Genomic DNA, 17,187 nt, shown 5'->3' on the forward strand with positions numbered 1-17,187 from the left:
CTCTCAGGGTCGTGTCAATCAATGGTCTGTACGGGTCCGGGGAGAGCCGGCCGGACTTTCCGAAGTCCGGCCGGCCAACCCGTCAGACCTCTTCGACGCTGCTCGGCTCACGCCGGGACAGGTCGATACCGAGCTCCTCCGCCGCGCGGAAGACGTCCTCGTCGGTGTCACGCATCTCGATGGACATACCGTCCGAGGACAGCACCTCCACGTTGAGGCACAGGGACTGCATCTCCTTGATGAGCACCTTGAAGGACTCCGGGATGCCGGGCTCCGGGATGTTCTCGCCCTTGACGATGGCCTCGTAGACCTTCACGCGGCCGGTCACGTCGTCGGACTTGATGGTCAGCAGCTCCTGGAGGGCGTACGCGGCGCCGTAAGCCTCCAGCGCCCACACCTCCATCTCACCGAAGCGCTGGCCACCGAACTGGGCCTTACCACCCAGCGGCTGCTGGGTGATCATCGAGTACGGGCCGGTGGACCGGGCGTGCAGCTTGTCGTCCACCAGGTGGTGCAGCTTGAGGATGTACATGTAGCCGATGGAGATCGGCTCCGGGAACGGCTCGCCGGAGCGGCCGTCGAACAGCCTCGCCTTACCGGTCGGCTGCACCAGACGGTCGCCGTCGCGGTTCGGGATGGTGTGCTGGAGCAGGCCCGCGAGCTCGTCCTCACGCGCACCGTCGAAGACGGGGGTGGCGACGTTGGTGCCCGGGGCGACCTGGTCGGCCGCGATGACCTGCAGGCGCTGCGCCCACTCCTCGCTGAGGCCGGAGACGTCCCAGCCGCGGCTGGCGAGCCAGCCGAGGTGGATCTCCAGCACCTGACCCGGGTTCATCCGGGACGGGACACCCAGCGGGTTGAGGATGATGTCGACCGGGGTGCCGTCCTCCAGGAACGGCATGTCCTCGACCGGCAGGATCTTGGAGATGACGCCCTTGTTGCCGTGGCGGCCGGCGAGCTTGTCACCGTCGGTGATCTTCCGCTTCTGCGCCACGTACACGCGCACCAGCTGGTTGACACCGGGGGGCAGCTCGTCGCCCTCCTCGCGGTCGAAGACGCGGACGCCGATGATCTTGCCGGTCTCGCCGTGCGGCACCTTCAGCGAGGTGTCACGGACCTCACGGGCCTTCTCACCGAAGATCGCGCGCAGCAGGCGCTCCTCCGGGGTCAGCTCGGTCTCGCCCTTGGGCGTGACCTTGCCGACCAGGATGTCGCCGGCGACGACCTCGGCACCGATCCGGATGATGCCGCGCTCGTCGAGGTCGGCGAGGACCTCCTCGGAGACGTTCGGGATGTCCCGGGTGATCTCCTCCGGGCCGAGCTTGGTGTCCCGGGCGTCGACCTCGTGCTCCTCGATGTGGATCGAGGACAGGACGTCGTCCTGCACGAGGCGCTGCGACAGGATGATCGCGTCCTCGTAGTTGTGGCCCTCCCACGGCATGAACGCCACCAGGAGGTTCTTGCCGAGCGCCATCTCACCCTCCTGGGTGGACGGACCGTCGGCGAGCACCTGGTTCACGACGACCCGGGCGCCCTCGTCCACGACGACCTTCTGGTTGAAGGAGGTGCCCTGGTTGGAGCGGGAGAACTTGGCCACCCGGTACGTGGTGTACGTGCCGTCGTCGTTGGCCACGGTGACGTAGTCGGCGGAGACCTCCTGGACCACGCCGTCCTTCTCGGCCTTGATGACGTCGCCGGCGTCGACCGCGCAGCGGTACTCCATGCCCGTACCGACCAGCGGGGCCTCGGCCCGGATCAGCGGCACGGCCTGGCGCATCATGTTCGAGCCCATGAGCGCGCGGTTGGCGTCGTCGTGCTCGAGGAAGGGGATCATGGCCGTCGCGACCGACACCATCTGGCGCGGGGAGACGTCCATGTAGTCCACGTCCGTGCCGGGCACGTAGTCGACCTCGCCGCCACGGCGGCGGACCAGGACGCGAGCCTCGGCGAACTCGTTCTCCGAGGTCAGCGGGGCGTTCGCCTGGGCGATGACGTAACGGTCCTCTTCGTCGGCCGTCAGGTAGTCGACCTCGTCGGAGACGACACCCAGCTCGTCGACCTTGCGGTACGGGGTCTCGACGAACCCGAACGCGTTGACCCGGCCGTACGAGGCCAGCGAGCCGATCAGACCGATGTTCGGGCCTTCGGGCGTCTCGATGGGGCACATGCGGCCGTAGTGCGAGGGGTGCACGTCACGGACCTCGAAGCCGGCCCGCTCACGGGACAGACCACCGGGGCCCAGCGCGGACAGCCGGCGCTTGTGGGTCAGGCCCGACAGCGGGTTCGTCTGGTCCATGAACTGGGACAGCTGGCTGGTGCCGAAGAACTCCTTGATGGAGGCGACGACCGGCCGGATGTTGATCAGGGTCTGCGGCGTGATCGCCTCGACGTCCTGCGTGGTCATGCGCTCGCGCACGACGCGCTCCATCCGGGCCAGACCCGTACGGACCTGGTTCTGGATGAGCTCGCCGACGTTGCGCAGACGGCGGTTGCCGAAGTGGTCGATGTCGTCGGTCTCGACCACGATCGTCGTGCCGTTCGGCGCGGCGGTCTCGGTCTCGCCGGCGTGCAGACGCACCAGGTACTTGATCGTGGCGATCACGTCGTCCACGGTCAGCACACCGGCGTCCAGCGGCTGCTCGCCGCCCAGCTTCTTGTTGACCTTGTAGCGGCCGACCTTGGCGAGGTCATAGCGCTTGGGGTTGAAGTACAGGTTCTCCAGCAGCGTCTGCGCGGCCTCACGGGTCGGCGGCTCGCCCGGACGCAGCTTGCGGTAGATGTCCAGCAGCGCGTCGTCCTGGCCCTGGGTGTGGTCCTTCTCCAGGGTGGCGCGCATCGACTCGTACTCGCCGAACTCCTCGAGGATCTGCTCGGTCGACCAGCCGAGCGCCTTGAGCAGGACGGTCACGGACTGCTTGCGCTTGCGGTCGATGCGGACACCGACCATGTCGCGCTTGTCGATCTCCATCTCCAGCCAGGCACCCCGGGACGGGATGATCTTGGCGGTGAAGATGTCCTTGTCGGAGGTCTTGTCGATGTTGGAGTCGAAGTAGACGCCCGGCGAACGCACCAGCTGCGAGACCACGACACGCTCGGTGCCGTTGATCACGAAGGTGCCCTTGTTGGTCATGAGCGGGAAGTCGCCCATGAAGACCGTCTGGGACTTGATCTCACCGGTCTCGTTGTTCGTGAACTCCGCCGTGACGAAGAGCGGGGCGGCGAACGTGAAGTCGCGCTCCTTGCACTCGTCGATGGAGTTCTTCGGGGGCTCGAAACGGTGGTCGCGGAAGGTCAGCGACATCGACCCGGAGAAGTCCTCGATCGGGGAGATCTCTTCGAAGATCTCCTCCAGACCGGACTTCCTGGGGACGTCCTGTCCACTGTCCAGGGCCGCCTCGACCCGAGCCTTCCAGGCATCGTTGCCGAGGAGCCAGTCGAAGCTCTCCGTCTGGAGTGCGAGAAGGTTCGGAACCTCGAGGGGCTCCTTGATCTTCGCGAATGAGATACGCAGCGGGGCGGTGCTGGCGCCGTTGTTCTGGTTTCCGGTCGAGGCGGTGCGCGAGGCGGCCAAGAGGGGGTCCTTCCGAGGGCTCGGACTCACTACGCGCGTACCGGTCCCATGCTCGCGCAAGCCGCACCGAACGCCCAGGTCAGGGCGGCAAAGGCGGCTGTGCTTGAGCTTGGAGATGCCCCTGGTGACGGGCAGGGAGCAGCTAACAGGCAGCGCAAAGGGTCAGTGTAGCCACTCGGCACACTGATGTCCAGTCCAGGTTCCAGAGATCGGCAGTGCCAACCTCTCCCCTCGTATTCCGGCCCGGTCTCCCGGGTCGCACTGCGGTTGCTGCGTGCGGTCCTGCTGTCCGTGCCGCGCCGCCCGTATTGCGCTGCGTGCTGCGCCGCGTTGCTGCTCTGATGTGCTCGAGCCAGTCATGCCCACTCGAGCACCGGTCCATGCCTCGGATCCGGACCGATGTGACGACCTGAGAATTGCGCGCCGCGTGCGGTTCGTCAAGGCCCCCCACCTCCGGCCGGGTCTCTCCGGCCGACGTAGATCACCATACAGACCGCCCCGGCACGGGCAAGGACGCTGCGCCAGGAACGCCGAAGGGCGACCACCCAACTGGGTGATCGCCCTTGGTGGGAGCCGTTTCCCGGCGTGCGCCGGGATGGCTCCGAGGTGAGTCAGAAGACTCGCCGGGTCACTTGACCTCGACGGAGGCGCCGGCGCCCTTGAGGGACTCGGCAGCCTTCTCGGCGGCGTCCTTGGCGACCTTCTCGAGGACGGGCTTCGGGGCGCCGTCCACGAGGTCCTTGGCCTCCTTCAGGCCGAGCGAGGTGAGCTCGCGCACGACCTTGATGACCTGGATCTTCTTGTCGCCGGCACCGGTGAGGATGACGTCGAACTCGTCCTGCTCGGCCTCGGCCTCGACAGCGGCGCCACCAGTGGCACCGGCAACCATGACCGGCGCGGCAGCGGCGGCGGTGACGTCGAACTTGTCCTCGAACGCCTTCACGAACTCGGAGAGCTCGATGAGGGTCATTTCCTCGAACTGGGCGAGCAGGTCTTCCTGGCTGAGCTTCGCCATGATGGCGGTCCTTCCACTAGATCGGCAGGTGCCGTATGTACGGGGTGTGGCGGGCGTACGTCGGGCCCGCTGCGATCCGTCGCGGCCCTCAGGCCGCGGGGATCAGAAAGCGAGCCGAATTACTCGGCACCGCCCTGCTCGTCCTGCTTGGCACGGAGCGCGTCCACGGTGCGGACGAGCTTCGAGGGCAGGGCCTGGAAGACGGAGGCAGCCATGGACTGCTTCGCCTTGAAGGCACCGGCCAGCTTGGACAGCAGAACCTCGCGGGACTCGAGGTCCGCAAGCTTCTTGATCTCGTCGGCGGACAGCGCCTTGCCGTCAAGGACACCGCCCTTGATGACGAGGTTGGGGTTGTCCTTGGCGAAGTCACGCAGACCCTTGGCCGACATCACCGGGTCACCGGTGACGAAGGCAACCGCCGTCGGACCAGCGAAGTAGTCGTCGAGCGAGGTGATCCCGGCCTCGTTGGCCGCAATCTTGGTCAGCGTGTTCTTCACCACGGCGTACTGGGCGTTCCCACCGAGCGAACGGCGCAGCTCCTTGAGCTGTGCCACGGTGAGACCGCGGTACTCGGTCAGCACGGCCGCGTTGGAGCTGCGGAACTTGTCCGTAAGCTCGGCAACCGCGTTGGCCTTGTCGGGCTTCGCCATGAGCCTCGGCCTCCTTCCGGGTGATTGCGTGACCGCGTGGCCGTCGTCGGAAGGAGGAGGCTGGAACATACGAAACGCCCCGGCGCGGGTGCACGGGGCGTCGCTCGACCGAATCCGTACGAGCACGGATCGGGAGTGTCTCCACAGTCACCTGCGCGGGTCGTCCGCTGTGTGAGCGGATCCTTCGGCCACCGCGTCCGTCGCACTCATCGAGTACGGGGGCACGGCAACGACCTGCGGTCTTTGGCTTCCGGGACAGAGTACGCGACCGGTCCCGTCCGGAGCAAATCCACCCGGACGGGACCGGCCGGCGCGTCAGCTCTGGGTGGCGGTCTTGGACAGGTCCATGACCTCGGCGGCCGGCGGCGTCTCGACCGTGACGGGGACGTTGATCTCACCGAACACGATGGTCATGTCGATCGGCCCCTTCTTCGTCTCGGAGCGGGTGCGGACCTGCTTGGTCTGGGACTTGCCGTCGATCCACATGTCCATCGTCAGCTTGTCCGCGCCGAGGTCCTCGTACTCCTTGAGGCTCTTCTCGTGCTTGGCGCGCGTCTTGGGGTCCTCGCCCTTGAACGTCTCGCGGATCTGGTCCAGGGTCACCGTGCCCGTGTAGTGGGTGGTCTGCACCCCGCCGATCTTCTCCTCGCCGACCTTCTTCAGGTCCTTGGAGGCGGTCATGCTCTCGGCCTCGCCGGTGGGGTCCGTCCCCGCGCCCGCGCCGGAGAACGGGTCCTCGCCCTCGCCCAGCGTGGTCAGGTTGACCTTGAGCCAGGTCTTGCCGTCCTCGGACGGCTGGCCGTCGGCCTTCATGAACATGGCCTTGTCGACAACCCGGATCTCGAAGGTGCCGGCCTCGGTGCCCATGCCGCCCTTCATCTTCATCGACATGAGGGACTTCTCCATGTCGATCGCGGCGTCCGCCTCGAACGGGCCGTCCGGGGTCTTGCCCTTCATCGTGAACGTCATGGACTTGATGTCCTTGTTGTTCTTCACGGCCTTCTGGATGGCAACGGCCGGCGAGACCTCGACGGCGCCGTTGTTGCCGCCGCCGTTCTCGCTGTTGCTGCTGCTTCCCGTCTTCTTCTTGCCGCCCGACGACGAGTCGTCGTTGCAGGCGACGGCGCCTCCCGCCAGAAGTGCGCCGGCCAGCAGGGCCGCAGCGGCCTTCGTACGGATGACAGACATGGGATGTCCCCCCACAGAGTGCTGTTCTCAGGAATTTCTCATTTGCCGAACAACACCGTAGCCGAGCCGTCCGACACCCCGGCCCGGGGGCCGACCCGTCGAACGGCCCGGCGGGCGGTTACTGGCCGGCCCGCATGAGCTCCTCGAGCGTGGCGGTCTCGGCGGCCGGGGGCACCTCGAGGGCGAAGCCGTCGCCGTAGCCGGTGATGTCGGTGGTCTCCTTCATCGCGCCCTTGGCGGTCCTGGCGGACTTCACCGTACGGACCGCCAGGTCGTCGTCGCCGATCCAGACGTCGAGGGTGACCTTCTTGATCCCGCCGTCCTTCTGCTCCGCGACCCAGTCGTCGCGGTCCTTCGCGGAGATCCCCTCGAGCTTCGCCTTCGCCAGCTTCGCCACGTCCACGGTGCCCGTGTAGTGGTCGGTGTCCTGGCCGGCGATCTGCTCGCTGCCCGCCTTCTTCAGGTCGCCGGCGGTCGACAGGGCGGCGATCAGGACCTCGGGGCCGTACGTGGGGAGGCTGCCGGGCTCGTCGGGGGCGCTCTCCTCGCCGCCCAGCTTCAGCCACTTCTTGCCGTTCAGCTGGGAGGCGTCCATCTCCATGTAGAGCGCGTCCTTGCCGACCATCAGCCGGGTCTCGCCGTCGGCGCCGGCCGTCTTGACCCACTCCGGGTCGCCGGGCTTGCGCATCACCAGGTCCGTGCCCTCGGAGCCGGCCTTCCAGCTGGTCCTGCCCTCGCCGAGGGTCTTGCCGTCCTCCGGGTCCTCGGTGACCACCTCGACCTCGGCGGAGCTCTTCTGGGACACCGCGGCGACGGCCGCCGCGAGGGCGTCGGCCGGGTTCTGCTCCGAGTCGCCGCCGCACGCGGTGAGCGGCAGGGTCAGGGCCGCGGCACAGGCGGCGAGAACCATGGGGCGGGATATACGCATGAGGGACCCGTCTTCTTGCATAAGTGCGGAATAAGAGATTCTGGTTTACCCGGGACAGTAGCCGACGCGCCGGTACGGCGGGGTCCGGGTGTGCTCGTACGCATACGAAAAGGTCCGGACCCGGACCCCCGTGACAGGGGGTACGGGTCCGGACCTTCAGGCGTGAACCGGCGCTCAGACGAGCGGCTCCTCCGAGAGGAGGTTGCGCGTGCGGTTCGGGTCGACCGGGATGCCGGGGCCCATCGTGGTGGTGATGGTGGCCTTCTTGATGTAGCGGCCCTTGGCGGCCGACGGCTTCAGCCGGAGGATCTCGTCCAGCGCCGCGGCGTAGTTCTCCACCAGCTGCTCCTCGCCGAACGACGACTTGCCGATGATGAAGTGCAGGTTGGAGTGCTTGTCGGTGCGGAACTCGATCTTGCCGCCCTTGATCTCGGTCACGGCCTTGGCCACGTCCGGGGTCACGGTGCCGGTCTTCGGGTTCGGCATCAGGCCACGGGGGCCCAGCACGCGGCCGAGGCGGCCGACCTTGCCCATCAGGTCCGGGGTGGCGACGACGGCGTCGAAGTCCAGCCGGCCCTTGGAGACCTCGTCGATCAGTTCGTCGGAGCCGACGATGTCGGCGCCCGCGGCCTCCGCGGCCGCAGCACGGTCACCGGTCGCGAAGACCAGGACCCGGGCGGTCTTGCCGGTGCCGTGCGGAAGGTTCACGGTGCCACGGACCATCTGGTCGGCCTTGCGCGGGTCGATGCCCAGGCGGAAGGCGACCTCGACGGTGCCGTCGAACTTGGTGGCGGAGGTTTCCTTGGCGAGGCGGATGGCCTCGAGGGGGGCGTACTGCTTGTCACGGTCGATCTTGGCGTCGGCCGCGCGGAGAGTCTTGCTGCGCTTCACTGCGTTCTCCTGCTGTGTCTCGGAGTCGTGGTCCACGGACCAGCGCTTGGTCCTGCCACGGAGGGGGTGGGGAGTGTCAGCCTTCGACCGTGATGCCCATGGAACGGGCGGTGCCGGCGATGATCTTCGACGCGGCGTCGATGTCGTTGGCGTTGAGGTCGGGCATCTTGGTCTCGGCGATCTGGCGGACCTGGTCGGCCGTGATCTTGGCGACCTTGGTCTTGTGCGGCTCGCCGGAGCCCTTCTCCACACCCGCGGCCTTGAGGATCAGCTTCGCGGCCGGCGGGGTCTTCGTCACGAAGGTGAAGGAGCGGTCCTCGTAGACCGTGATCTCCACCGGCACGACCATGCCACGCTGCGACTCGGTCGCGGCGTTGTAGGCCTTGCAGAACTCCATGATGTTGACGCCGTGCTGACCGAGCGCGGGGCCGACCGGCGGAGCCGGGTTGGCCGCGCCGGCCTGGATCTGGAGCTTGATGAGCCCCGTGACCTTCTTCTTCTTGGGAGGCATAGCTCTCTCCGGGTCTTGAACGAGAGGTTGATTGCCGGCTGCGTTCATGCGAGGCATGCGGTACGGACCCTCGCGATCACCGCGAGATCCGTATCAGGCAGATGGCATACCGCACCACGATAGCCGCACCGGGGTCCGGATACGAAATCGGGGCCTGTCAGGGCCCCCGGCGATCCCGTACAGGGCACGAGGAAGCCCCCGTCCGGGGGACGGGGGCTCCGGTGTCCTGCGGTGGTGCTAGTTCTTCTGGATCTGGTCGAAGCTGAGCTCGACCGGCGTCTCGCGGCCGAAGATCTCGACCAGGCCCTTGACCTTCTTCGAGTCCGGGTTGATCTCGTTGATCGTGGCCTGCAGGGTGGCGAACGGGCCGTCCGTGACCGTGACCGAGTCGCCGACCTCGAAGTCCAGGACCTGGACCTCCAGCTTGCGCGACGGCATCGGCTTGCCCTCGGCCTCGGCGGCCTCGCGGGCGGCCTTCTCCTCGGCCTCCGGGGCGAGCATCTTGACGATCTCGTCCAGGGTCAGCGGGTACGGGTCGTAGGCGTTGCCCACGAAGCCCGTGACGCCCGGGGTGTTGCGGACGACGCCCCAGGACTCGTTCGTCAGGTCCATGCGGACGAGCACATAGCCGGGGAGCTTGTTCTGCTTGACGTTCTTGCGCTCGCCGTTCTTGATCTGGACGATCTCTTCCTCGGGCACCTCGGCCTGGTAGATGAAGTCCTCGACGTTGAGCGAGACGGCGCGCTGCTCGAGATTCGCCTTCACGCGCTTCTCGTAGCCCGCGTAGGTGTGGATCACGTACCACTCGCCGGGAAGGGAGCGCAGCTCCTGGCGGAGGGCCTCGACGGGGTCGACCGGCTCGGCGGGCTCCGCGGCCTCTGCGGCGTCCTCAGACTCGTCGTCCGCCTCGGCGGGCTCCTCGGCCTCGGTGTCGTCGTCGGCGGCGACCTCGTCGTTTGTCTCGACCTGCTCGGCGTCGTCGGTCTCGACGTCGGCGACCGCCGCAGTCTCCTCACCCTCCAGGGGATCGACTGCGTCGTTCAGGTTCGGGTCAGACACGTGGCTGCTTCTTCCTGGTACTCAAGGCTGCGCGAAAGGGTCAGCCGAAGACGTACTTGATGACTTCGGTGAAACCCAAGTCAATCACGGTCACGAGACCGATGACGATGACAACGAAGATGATGACGACCGTCGTGTACGTCGACAGCTGGTTCCGGGTCGGCCAGACGACCTTGCGCAGCTCCGCGATGATCTGGCGGTAGAACAGCCCGAGGCGGGCCAGTGGGCCCTTCTTGCCACGCTTACCGCCCTTCTTGGCGGTCTTGGTGTCGCCGTCAGGGCGCTCAGGCGTTGCGGTGGAGCCAATGGCGTCCGTCACTGCGTCCTCACCTGATCCCGGGTCGTGGCCGTGCCGCGCCCGGTTGAGCCGCACGGCGATGTGCATCGCTGTTGTACGTGGTGCTAGGCGCGCCGCGATCCGGCTGGCGGATGCGAGCTGCAGGGCCGGAGGGACTTGAACCCCCAACCGCTGGTTTTGGAGACCAGTGCTCTACCAATTGAGCTACGACCCTTTGTGACGACCTCAACCTACCGCATCCCACCGCGTATACCGAAGAGTGCACGCTGTGAATGCCGCTGCTGAGGGCACGAGGAGTGAGTGTACGTGCTCAGCGCCCGCACGTCGAACGGAAGGTCACGGACCGCGTCCGTCCGGGGGGCGGAACGGATGTGCCCGCGGCCCCCGGTGTCTGGAACGATGGCCCCATGACCGATGCAACAGCTGCCGTAACGTCCCCCACCGAGCGCCGGGTGTCGGCCCGCGTCGGTGCGATCTCCGAGTCGGCGACGCTGGCCGTCGACGCCAAGGCGAAGGCGCTCAAGGCCGCCGGCCGCCCGGTGATCGGCTTCGGCGCCGGCGAGCCCGACTTCCCCACGCCCGGGTACATCGTCGACGCCGCCGTCGAGGCCTGCCGCAACCCGAAGTACCACCGCTACACGCCCGCGGGCGGACTGCCCGAGCTGAAGGCCGTGATCGTCGCCAAGACGCTGCGCGACAGCGGCTACGAGGTGGAGCCGGCCAACGTGCTGGTGACCAACGGCGGCAAGCAGGCCATCTACGAGGCCTTCGCCGCGATCCTCGACCCGGGCGACGAGGTCATCGTCCCGACCCCGTACTGGACCACCTACCCCGAGTCGATCCGCCTGGCGGGCGGCGTCCCGGTCGACGTGGTGGCCGACGAGACCACCGGCTACCGGGTGACCGTGGAGCAGCTGGAGGCGGCCCGTACGGACCGTACGAAGGTGCTGCTCTTCGTCTCCCCGTCCAACCCGACGGGCGCGGTCTACACCCGCGAACAGATCGAGGCCGTCGGCCGCTGGGCGGCGGAGCACGGGCTGTGGGTGCTCACCGACGAGATCTACGAGCATCTGGTGTACGGCGACGCGTCGTTCCACTCGCTGCCCGTCGTGGTCCCCGCGCTGCGCGAGAAGTGCATCGTGGTCAACGGTGTCGCCAAGACGTACGCGATGACCGGCTGGCGTGTCGGGTGGGTCATCGGCCCGAAGGACGTGGTGAAGGCCGCGACGAACCTGCAGTCGCACGCCACGTCGAACGTCTCCAACGTGGCGCAGGTCGCCGCGCTGGCCGCCGTCTCCGGCGATCTGTCGGCCGTGGCCGAGATGCGGGAGGCGTTCGACCGCCGCCGCAAGACGATCGTGCGGATGCTGAACGAGATCGACGGCTTCGTCTGCCCCGAGCCGGAGGGCGCCTTCTACGCGTACCCCTCGGTGAAGGGTGTGCTGGGCAAGGAGATCCGCGGCAAGCGCCCGCAGAGCTCCGTGGAGCTGGCGTCGCTGATCCTCGACGAGGTCGAGGTCGCCGTGGTCCCGGGCGAGGCGTTCGGCACGCCGGGCTATCTGCGGCTGTCGTACGCGCTGGGCGACGAGGACCTGGTCGAGGGCGTGTCGCGGATCCAGAAGCTGCTGGCGGAGGCGCAGGACTGAGGCCGTCCGGGGGGAGGGGTGGGCCGGGTGCTCACTCCTCCTTCGGCGGCTCGGGCATCTCCACCAGCGGCAGTGTCTTCACGCCCTTCTTGAACGCGGCCTGGGCCTGCGGGCCCGAGGTGAACGTCCAGTCGGTGCCGCCGCCCTCCTCGCGCGTGTACTGGAACCAGATGAAGCCCACGACGTCGTCCCGGCCCGCCAGCCAGGGGAAGAAGGTGTCGGTGAACGACACCTTCACCTGCCCCGGCCGTGCCCCCGTCTCGGTGATGAGCAGCGGCTTGGCGGTGAACTCGCGGATCGTGTCGAGTGTCGGCTCCATGACGTCGGCGGCGTCGGTCTCCGTCGAGCCGTACGCGGACAGGCCGATCCAGTCGACGTACTCGTCGCCCGGGTAGAGCGACTCCAGGGGCACGTCCGCCGCGCCGCGCAGGATGTTCGGCGACCAGATCCAGATCACGTTGTCGGCGCCTGCCCGGTCGAAGATCTTGCGGATGTGCCGCCAGGCGGCGGTGTACTCCCCGGGCCGGTTGCCGTTCCACGCCTGGGCCCAGGGGTACCAGCGACCGTTCATCTCGTGCGCCATCCGGATCGCGACCGGCCAGCGGTCCTTCGCCACGGCGGCGGCGAACTTCTCGATGTACGGGTCGTGGTCGCCGTCGACGATCGTGCGCAGCCGGTACTCCGGCTGTTCGGTGCCGTGGTCCTTGCCGGCCCACGGCTCCCAGGACAGCACCGGCAGCGCCCGCTGGTCGTGGGCGGCCTGGACGGCCGAGGGGTCGAATTCCTGCGTCCACTTGACGAAGTACTCCGCCATGTTGGGGGCCACGCCGCCCGCGTCCTTGGTGACCTTCCGCAGGACGGAGGGGCGCCAGGGCACGTGCGGGGCGGCGATGCCGAAGTACTTCGCGCCGCCCCCGGGGTTCAGGAAGCGGTCCTTGCCGGGAATCGGCGTGCCGTCCTCCCGTACGGCCGGCAGGGCGATGTCGCGCCCGTCGCGGGCCGCCGCGGGGACGGGCGCCGGGTTGTGTTCGCCCAGCGCGTACGAGCCGGCGCCGACGACCAGCGCGGCGAGCAGCCCGAGGGCGACGACCAGCCCGGTGCGGGGACCGGCGCCCTTCTTCTTGCGGGCCTTGCGGCGGCCGCGGCCCCCCGTGTCCCGTGCGCGTGCCGCCACCGTCACCGACCTGCCTTCGTGCTGTAGAGGGTGACGCGCAGCCCGCCGGGGAACTCCCGGGACCGCTGGGGGACGAAGGCGGAGCGCAGGTACTTCCACTGCACGTCCGCCATCCCGGCGTACGGGTCGGCGGCCGGGGCCGTGGACAGCAGCCAGATCCGCTCGGCGCCCTTGGCGCACACCACGGGCGCCGTGCAGGCCTCGCCGGTGTAGGTGCCGTCGCGCTGGGGGCTGACGGCGACGAAGGCGTTCCAGGGGCTGTGGCGGCGCAGCTGGTACGCGGCGGCCGGCATCACGGCGGCCTGGTCGCCGCCGTACACGAAGCCGTCGCCGGGCTCACGCAGCTTCTCGACGTACGCCACGGCCGCCCGCAGATCAGGCCGCCCGTCCTGCGGGACCGCGTACAGCCCGGGGAAGAGCCGCAGGCCGACCGCGCCGACCGCCACCGCGGCGACCAGGCCCACGGTGTACTGGCGGCGCGTACGCCCGTCTCCGCGGCCCGGGAGGAGCCGGCCGAGGCGGCATACGCCGAGGGCGGCGAGGAGGGCCGTCGCGGGCAGGAGGAAGACGAAGGACGCCGGTTCGAACAGGTCGATCCGAGGGGTCAGCGCGTACGTCAGCGCGGGCGGCAGCAGCGCCCACACCGCGAGGCCCACCCCCGGCAGCCGCCCCAGGACCAGCCCGAGCAGCGCCAGGACGCCCAGCGCGACCGCGACCTGGTCGGAGCCGAACACGACGGCGGGCAGCTCACGGAGCTCGCCCGGGGAGGGGCGCCCGGTGGCCCGGTGCGCCGGCTGCCCGGCGGCCAGCATCGCGACCCCCGCCAGCACGAAGAACGGCACCATCGTCACCGCGCCCCACGCCCCCGCCCGCTGCCGGTCGGTGGCCCGTACGATCAGCAGATGCGCGGCCACCACGGCGCTGGCGACCAGCTGGACCAGCCCCGTGACCAGCACCCCGAGCGTGTAGCCGCCCCAGCGGTCGGAGCCCTCGTGGTCCAGCGCCCGGTACAGCAGCAGCGCCGTCGCCACCGTGACCAGCGCCGCCAGCCCCCACGGCTGGGCGTCCTGGGCCGTGCGGGTGGTGGCCGGCAGCACCGCGTACAGCAGCCCGGCGACCAGCCCGGTCGGCGTGTCGGCCAGCCGCCGGCCGAGGAGGACCAGCAGCCCGGCGGTCACCGCCACGGCCAGCACCGACGGCAGCCGCAGCGCCGCCGGGGAGTCGCCGAGGACCAGCACCCAGAGCTTGAGCAGGGCGTAGTACGGGGCGAATCCCACGTCCGTGGTGTTCAGCAGCCGCCCCAGCTCGCCCCACGTCAGCCGCGCCGCCCACCAGGCGGCCGATTCCTCCTGCCGTACCGGCGCGTCCGCCAGCCGGAACATGCCGAGCCCGAGGGCCACCAGCGCGGGCACGAACACGGCGGCGGCCACCGCGCCGGAGCGCCGGGGTGGCTCCTGAGGACCGTCCCCGCCGGAGGGGGCCGCCCGCTCGGGCGCCCGCGGCTGCGGGATGACCTTGATCGGGATGGTGTCCGACGGATCGAGCAGATACCCGTCCCGGCGGCTCATGCCCCGCCCCCGGTCTTCGCGGGGCCGGTGGCCAGCTCCAGGGTGGCGAGGCCGGCCTGGAACGCCTGCTGGACCTCGTGGCTGGAGGTGAAGCGCCAGTTGGAGCGGGCGCCGGTGTCGCGGTCCTTCTGCATCCAGATGAACCCGATGATCTCGTCGTGCTTCTTCAGCCAGGGGAAGAAGGCGTCCATCCAGGCGAGCTGGTCGTCGTCGATCTGGGCGCCGGTCTCCATGATCATCAGGGGTTTGTCGCTGAAGGTGCGGATCTCCTTCATCGTCGCGCCGAAGGTGATCTCGGGGGACTTCTCGCGGACGCCGTAGCCGGTCATGCCGATCCAGTCGACGTACTCGTCGCCCGGGTAGAGGGGTTCCAGCCGTTCCTCCGGCTCGGGGCGGACGATGTTGGGCGCCCAGATCCAGATCACGTTGTCGGCACCGGCCTGCTGGAAGAGGTCGTACACGTGCTGGTACGCCTTGACGTACTCGCCCCGGTGGTTGCCGTTGACGCGCTCCGCCCACGGGTACCAGATGCCGTTCATCTCGTGCCCGAAGCGCAGGGCCACGGGAAGCTTCGTGCCGGCGATGTCGCGGGCGGTCTTGGTGATGTACGCGTCGAACTTGCCGTCGATGATGTTGGCCAGCCGGTAGCGGGGCTGGATGATGTTCGACTTCAGTACGGTGCCGGGCGTCGGGTTCTGCCGGCCTCCGCCCCACGGCTCCCAGGTGAGCACCGGCAGCGTGCCGTGCTGCCAGGAGGCGGTGACGGAGTAGGGGTTGAACTTCTGGTGCCAGGCCAGGAAGAACGACGTCATGCTGGGGCGTATGCCGCCCGCGTCGGCGGCGAGCTGGTTCAGCTCCTTCTTGTCGTACGGCGCGTTCTCCGTCGCGGCGCCGAAGTAGACGCCCTCCGGGTCCAGGTACTGCTCCTTGACGGGGACGTCGGAGCGGGCCTCGCCCTTGAGCCGGTCGACGAGCCCGGGCCCGTCCTCCTGGCGGCCGAGACCGCTGAGGCCGTTGTCCTCCGCGTTGGTCGTGACCAGCATGTACACCCCGTACGACAGGGCCGCCAGGACGACCATGTTGAAGGCCATCCAGATCCGCAGCCGGATCCCGCTGCCCCGGTTCCACCAGTGCAGCTGCCGGCGCCGCCGGGCACCCCGCCTAGACACTCATCATCACCGATCCCCCGAGCATCATCCCCCCCAACACATACGGCACGAGCACCAGCGCGCTGCGGGTCTTCTCGCCGGCGAAGCTGTCCTTGCGGGTGCCCCAGCTGGCGTTGTGCGCGCAGCGGAAGAACCCCAGGAGCCGTACCGGGAGCAGCAGAAACGTATTGATGATCATGAAAGTCGGCAGAAACAGCAGATCCTGCGGCCGGTACGCGAAATGCCGGCCGAACCGCACCATCAGCGAGAACAGCGACATCACCCCCGCCAGCAGGAGCAGCAGCACCAGATAACGGGTCGGGTCATCCGGCAGCGGCAGTTCGCCGTACACGCTGGGACCGCTGGTCTGGAACGCGGCCGCCACCCAGGAGGCAAACGTGCCCAGCAGTACGAACGGCACCAGCACGTCCGCCGCGTAGAACACGGCGAGCATCCGGGCGTTGCGCAGCATCCACGGCATCATCCGCAGGGTGTTGTACTGCGAGCCGCGCGCCCAGCGGTACTGCTGCTTGGCCAGCTTCTTCAGCTGCAGCGGCGCGTCCGTGTAGACCAGGGACGTCGACTGGTAGACGGTCCGGTACCCGGCCTTCAGCGCGTAGTTGGTGAGCGTGCGGTCGTCGCTCACCTCCAGGAAGACGCCGAGGAACTTCTCGCCCAGGAAGGCGTCCATGCAGTCGAAGAGGATGTGGCTGCGGAACGCGATGGTGCGTCCCGGCAGACAGCCCACGGTCCCGAGCACGCTCATCGCCGGCATGGAGTACTGGCAGCGCACGCTCTCCAGCCAGTCCGCCCACCGGGTCAGCACGGTCCGGCTCGGCTGCAGGATCCGCTGGCGGGTGGTCACCCCGCCGATCCGGCGGTCGCGGAACGGCTTGATCAGCTCGCTCAGCGTGTTGCCGGTCCAGATGGTGTCCGAGTCGACCAGTACGGCGATCTCACCGGAGGACACCTCCAGGCCCACCTTGAGGGCGTTGCGCTTGCCCGGGATCTCCGTCCAGAGCCAGTGGACGCCCATGTCCCGGCAGATCCACTCCAGGGCCTCGTTGCGGCGGCCGTTGATCACCACGATGATCTCGGTCGGCCGCTGTTCGATGATCCGGCCGAGCACCTCGCGGAAGAGGTCCTCCGGCTCGTCCACGACCGGGATGATCACCGATGTGGTGGCCTCGAAGGGCGCCTTCCACGGCTTGTAGCGGCGGGCGAGGACGACCTTGATCAGCCACAGCAGCCACACCAGGCCCATGAAGACGGCGAAGGGGTAGACCACTCCTCGGAGCGCGAACTCACGCAGCTCCAGCAAGAACGCAAGCATGTCGTCCTAGCGCCTGGCCCCGTGCGGCCCTGTCGTATCGGCGCGTCTCGGTGAACACATTTCCTGATCAAGAGTTCTATCAGACCGCTTTCAGCAGTCGCCAGGATCGGCAAGTAGCTGTAACCAAACGCTCACGAACAATTGGGTTCCGTGCAGGCGCAGTTGTGCCGTGGATCACCTCCCCGGCCGCGCGCCGCCGGCGGCGTT

At 68.5% G+C, this 17,187-nt stretch carries 14 protein-coding genes and 1 tRNA gene; 1 reads left to right on the top strand and 14 read right to left on the bottom strand.

All coding sequences use genetic code 11. The annotated features are described in order from the left end of the window. Window positions 1–82: 82 nt before the first annotated feature. The 10 genes from rpoB to SRB5_RS17425 form a co-directional block, all read right to left on the bottom strand. Window positions 83–3,571: a DNA-directed RNA polymerase subunit beta gene (rpoB, locus tag SRB5_RS17380; protein WP_153452990.1), complete on the bottom strand. Its 3,489-nt coding sequence runs from the start codon at window positions 3,569–3,571 to the stop codon at window positions 83–85. A 628-nt stretch (window positions 3,572–4,199) separates the two neighbouring features. Then, window positions 4,200–4,586 (bottom strand): 50S ribosomal protein L7/L12, encoded by a 387-nt coding sequence (rplL, locus tag SRB5_RS17385; protein ID WP_153452992.1) that lies wholly within the window; start codon window positions 4,584–4,586, stop codon window positions 4,200–4,202. Window positions 4,587–4,705: 119 nt separating this feature from the next. Continuing rightward, window positions 4,706–5,236, bottom strand: coding sequence for a 50S ribosomal protein L10 (gene rplJ, locus SRB5_RS17390; RefSeq protein ID WP_153452994.1), 531 nt, complete (start codon window positions 5,234–5,236; stop codon window positions 4,706–4,708). 315 nt (window positions 5,237–5,551) lie between these two features. After that, entirely contained in the window at window positions 5,552–6,424 is an 873-nt protein-coding gene (locus tag SRB5_RS17395) for a DUF1396 domain-containing protein (RefSeq protein WP_153452996.1), read from the bottom strand. A 118-nt stretch (window positions 6,425–6,542) separates the two neighbouring features. Continuing rightward, complete coding sequence (locus SRB5_RS17400; RefSeq protein WP_153452998.1) at window positions 6,543–7,352, bottom strand: LolA-like protein; 810 nt, start codon at window positions 7,350–7,352, stop codon at window positions 6,543–6,545. A gap of 174 nt (window positions 7,353–7,526) precedes the next feature. After that, window positions 7,527–8,243, bottom strand: coding sequence for a 50S ribosomal protein L1 (rplA, locus tag SRB5_RS17405; protein ID WP_323378047.1), 717 nt, complete (start codon window positions 8,241–8,243; stop codon window positions 7,527–7,529). A 76-nt stretch (window positions 8,244–8,319) separates the two neighbouring features. Then, window positions 8,320–8,754 (bottom strand): 50S ribosomal protein L11, encoded by a 435-nt coding sequence (gene rplK, locus SRB5_RS17410; RefSeq protein ID WP_153453000.1) that lies wholly within the window; start codon window positions 8,752–8,754, stop codon window positions 8,320–8,322. Window positions 8,755–8,991: 237 nt separating this feature from the next. Continuing rightward, window positions 8,992–9,813 (bottom strand): transcription termination/antitermination protein NusG, encoded by an 822-nt coding sequence (nusG, locus tag SRB5_RS17415; protein ID WP_407703934.1) that lies wholly within the window; start codon window positions 9,811–9,813, stop codon window positions 8,992–8,994. A gap of 40 nt (window positions 9,814–9,853) precedes the next feature. Further along, window positions 9,854–10,132, bottom strand: coding sequence for a preprotein translocase subunit SecE (gene secE / locus SRB5_RS17420; protein WP_323378083.1), 279 nt, complete (start codon window positions 10,130–10,132; stop codon window positions 9,854–9,856). 120 nt (window positions 10,133–10,252) lie between these two features. Beyond that, a tRNA-Trp gene (locus tag SRB5_RS17425) sits at window positions 10,253–10,325 on the bottom strand. Window positions 10,326–10,518: 193 nt separating this feature from the next. Between SRB5_RS17425 and SRB5_RS17430 the strand changes: the two genes are divergently transcribed. Then, window positions 10,519–11,757, top strand: a complete 1,239-nt coding sequence (locus SRB5_RS17430) for a pyridoxal phosphate-dependent aminotransferase (protein ID WP_153453004.1) — start codon at window positions 10,519–10,521, stop codon at window positions 11,755–11,757. Between the two features lie 31 nt (window positions 11,758–11,788). Here SRB5_RS17430 and SRB5_RS17435 read toward each other — a convergent pair whose 3' ends face one another. The 4 genes from SRB5_RS17435 to SRB5_RS17450 are packed head-to-tail and all read right to left on the bottom strand — an operon-like array spanning window position 11,789 to window position 16,968. Next, window positions 11,789–12,931 (bottom strand): glycoside hydrolase family 26 protein, encoded by a 1,143-nt coding sequence (locus SRB5_RS17435; protein WP_153453006.1) that lies wholly within the window; start codon window positions 12,929–12,931, stop codon window positions 11,789–11,791. A 2-nt stretch (window positions 12,932–12,933) separates the two neighbouring features. Beyond that, window positions 12,934–14,499 (bottom strand): glycosyltransferase family 39 protein, encoded by a 1,566-nt coding sequence (locus SRB5_RS17440; RefSeq protein WP_153453008.1) that lies wholly within the window; start codon window positions 14,497–14,499, stop codon window positions 12,934–12,936. Next, the gene (locus SRB5_RS17445; protein WP_153453010.1) at window positions 14,496–15,668 is read right to left on the bottom strand and encodes a glycoside hydrolase family 26 protein; all 1,173 of its coding nucleotides are present in this window, start codon (window positions 15,666–15,668) and stop codon (window positions 14,496–14,498) included. Before SRB5_RS17445 ends, SRB5_RS17440 begins: the two co-directional genes overlap by 4 nt. Then, window positions 15,661–16,968: a glycosyltransferase family 2 protein gene (locus tag SRB5_RS17450; RefSeq protein WP_228390124.1), complete on the bottom strand. Its 1,308-nt coding sequence runs from the start codon at window positions 16,966–16,968 to the stop codon at window positions 15,661–15,663. The genes SRB5_RS17445 and SRB5_RS17450 overlap by 8 nt, the downstream gene beginning before the upstream one ends. Between the last annotated feature and the right edge of the window lie 219 nt (window positions 16,969–17,187).

The organism is Streptomyces smaragdinus, from assembly GCF_009604385.1.
GTDB classification, from domain to species: domain Bacteria; phylum Actinomycetota; class Actinomycetes; order Streptomycetales; family Streptomycetaceae; genus Streptomyces; species Streptomyces smaragdinus.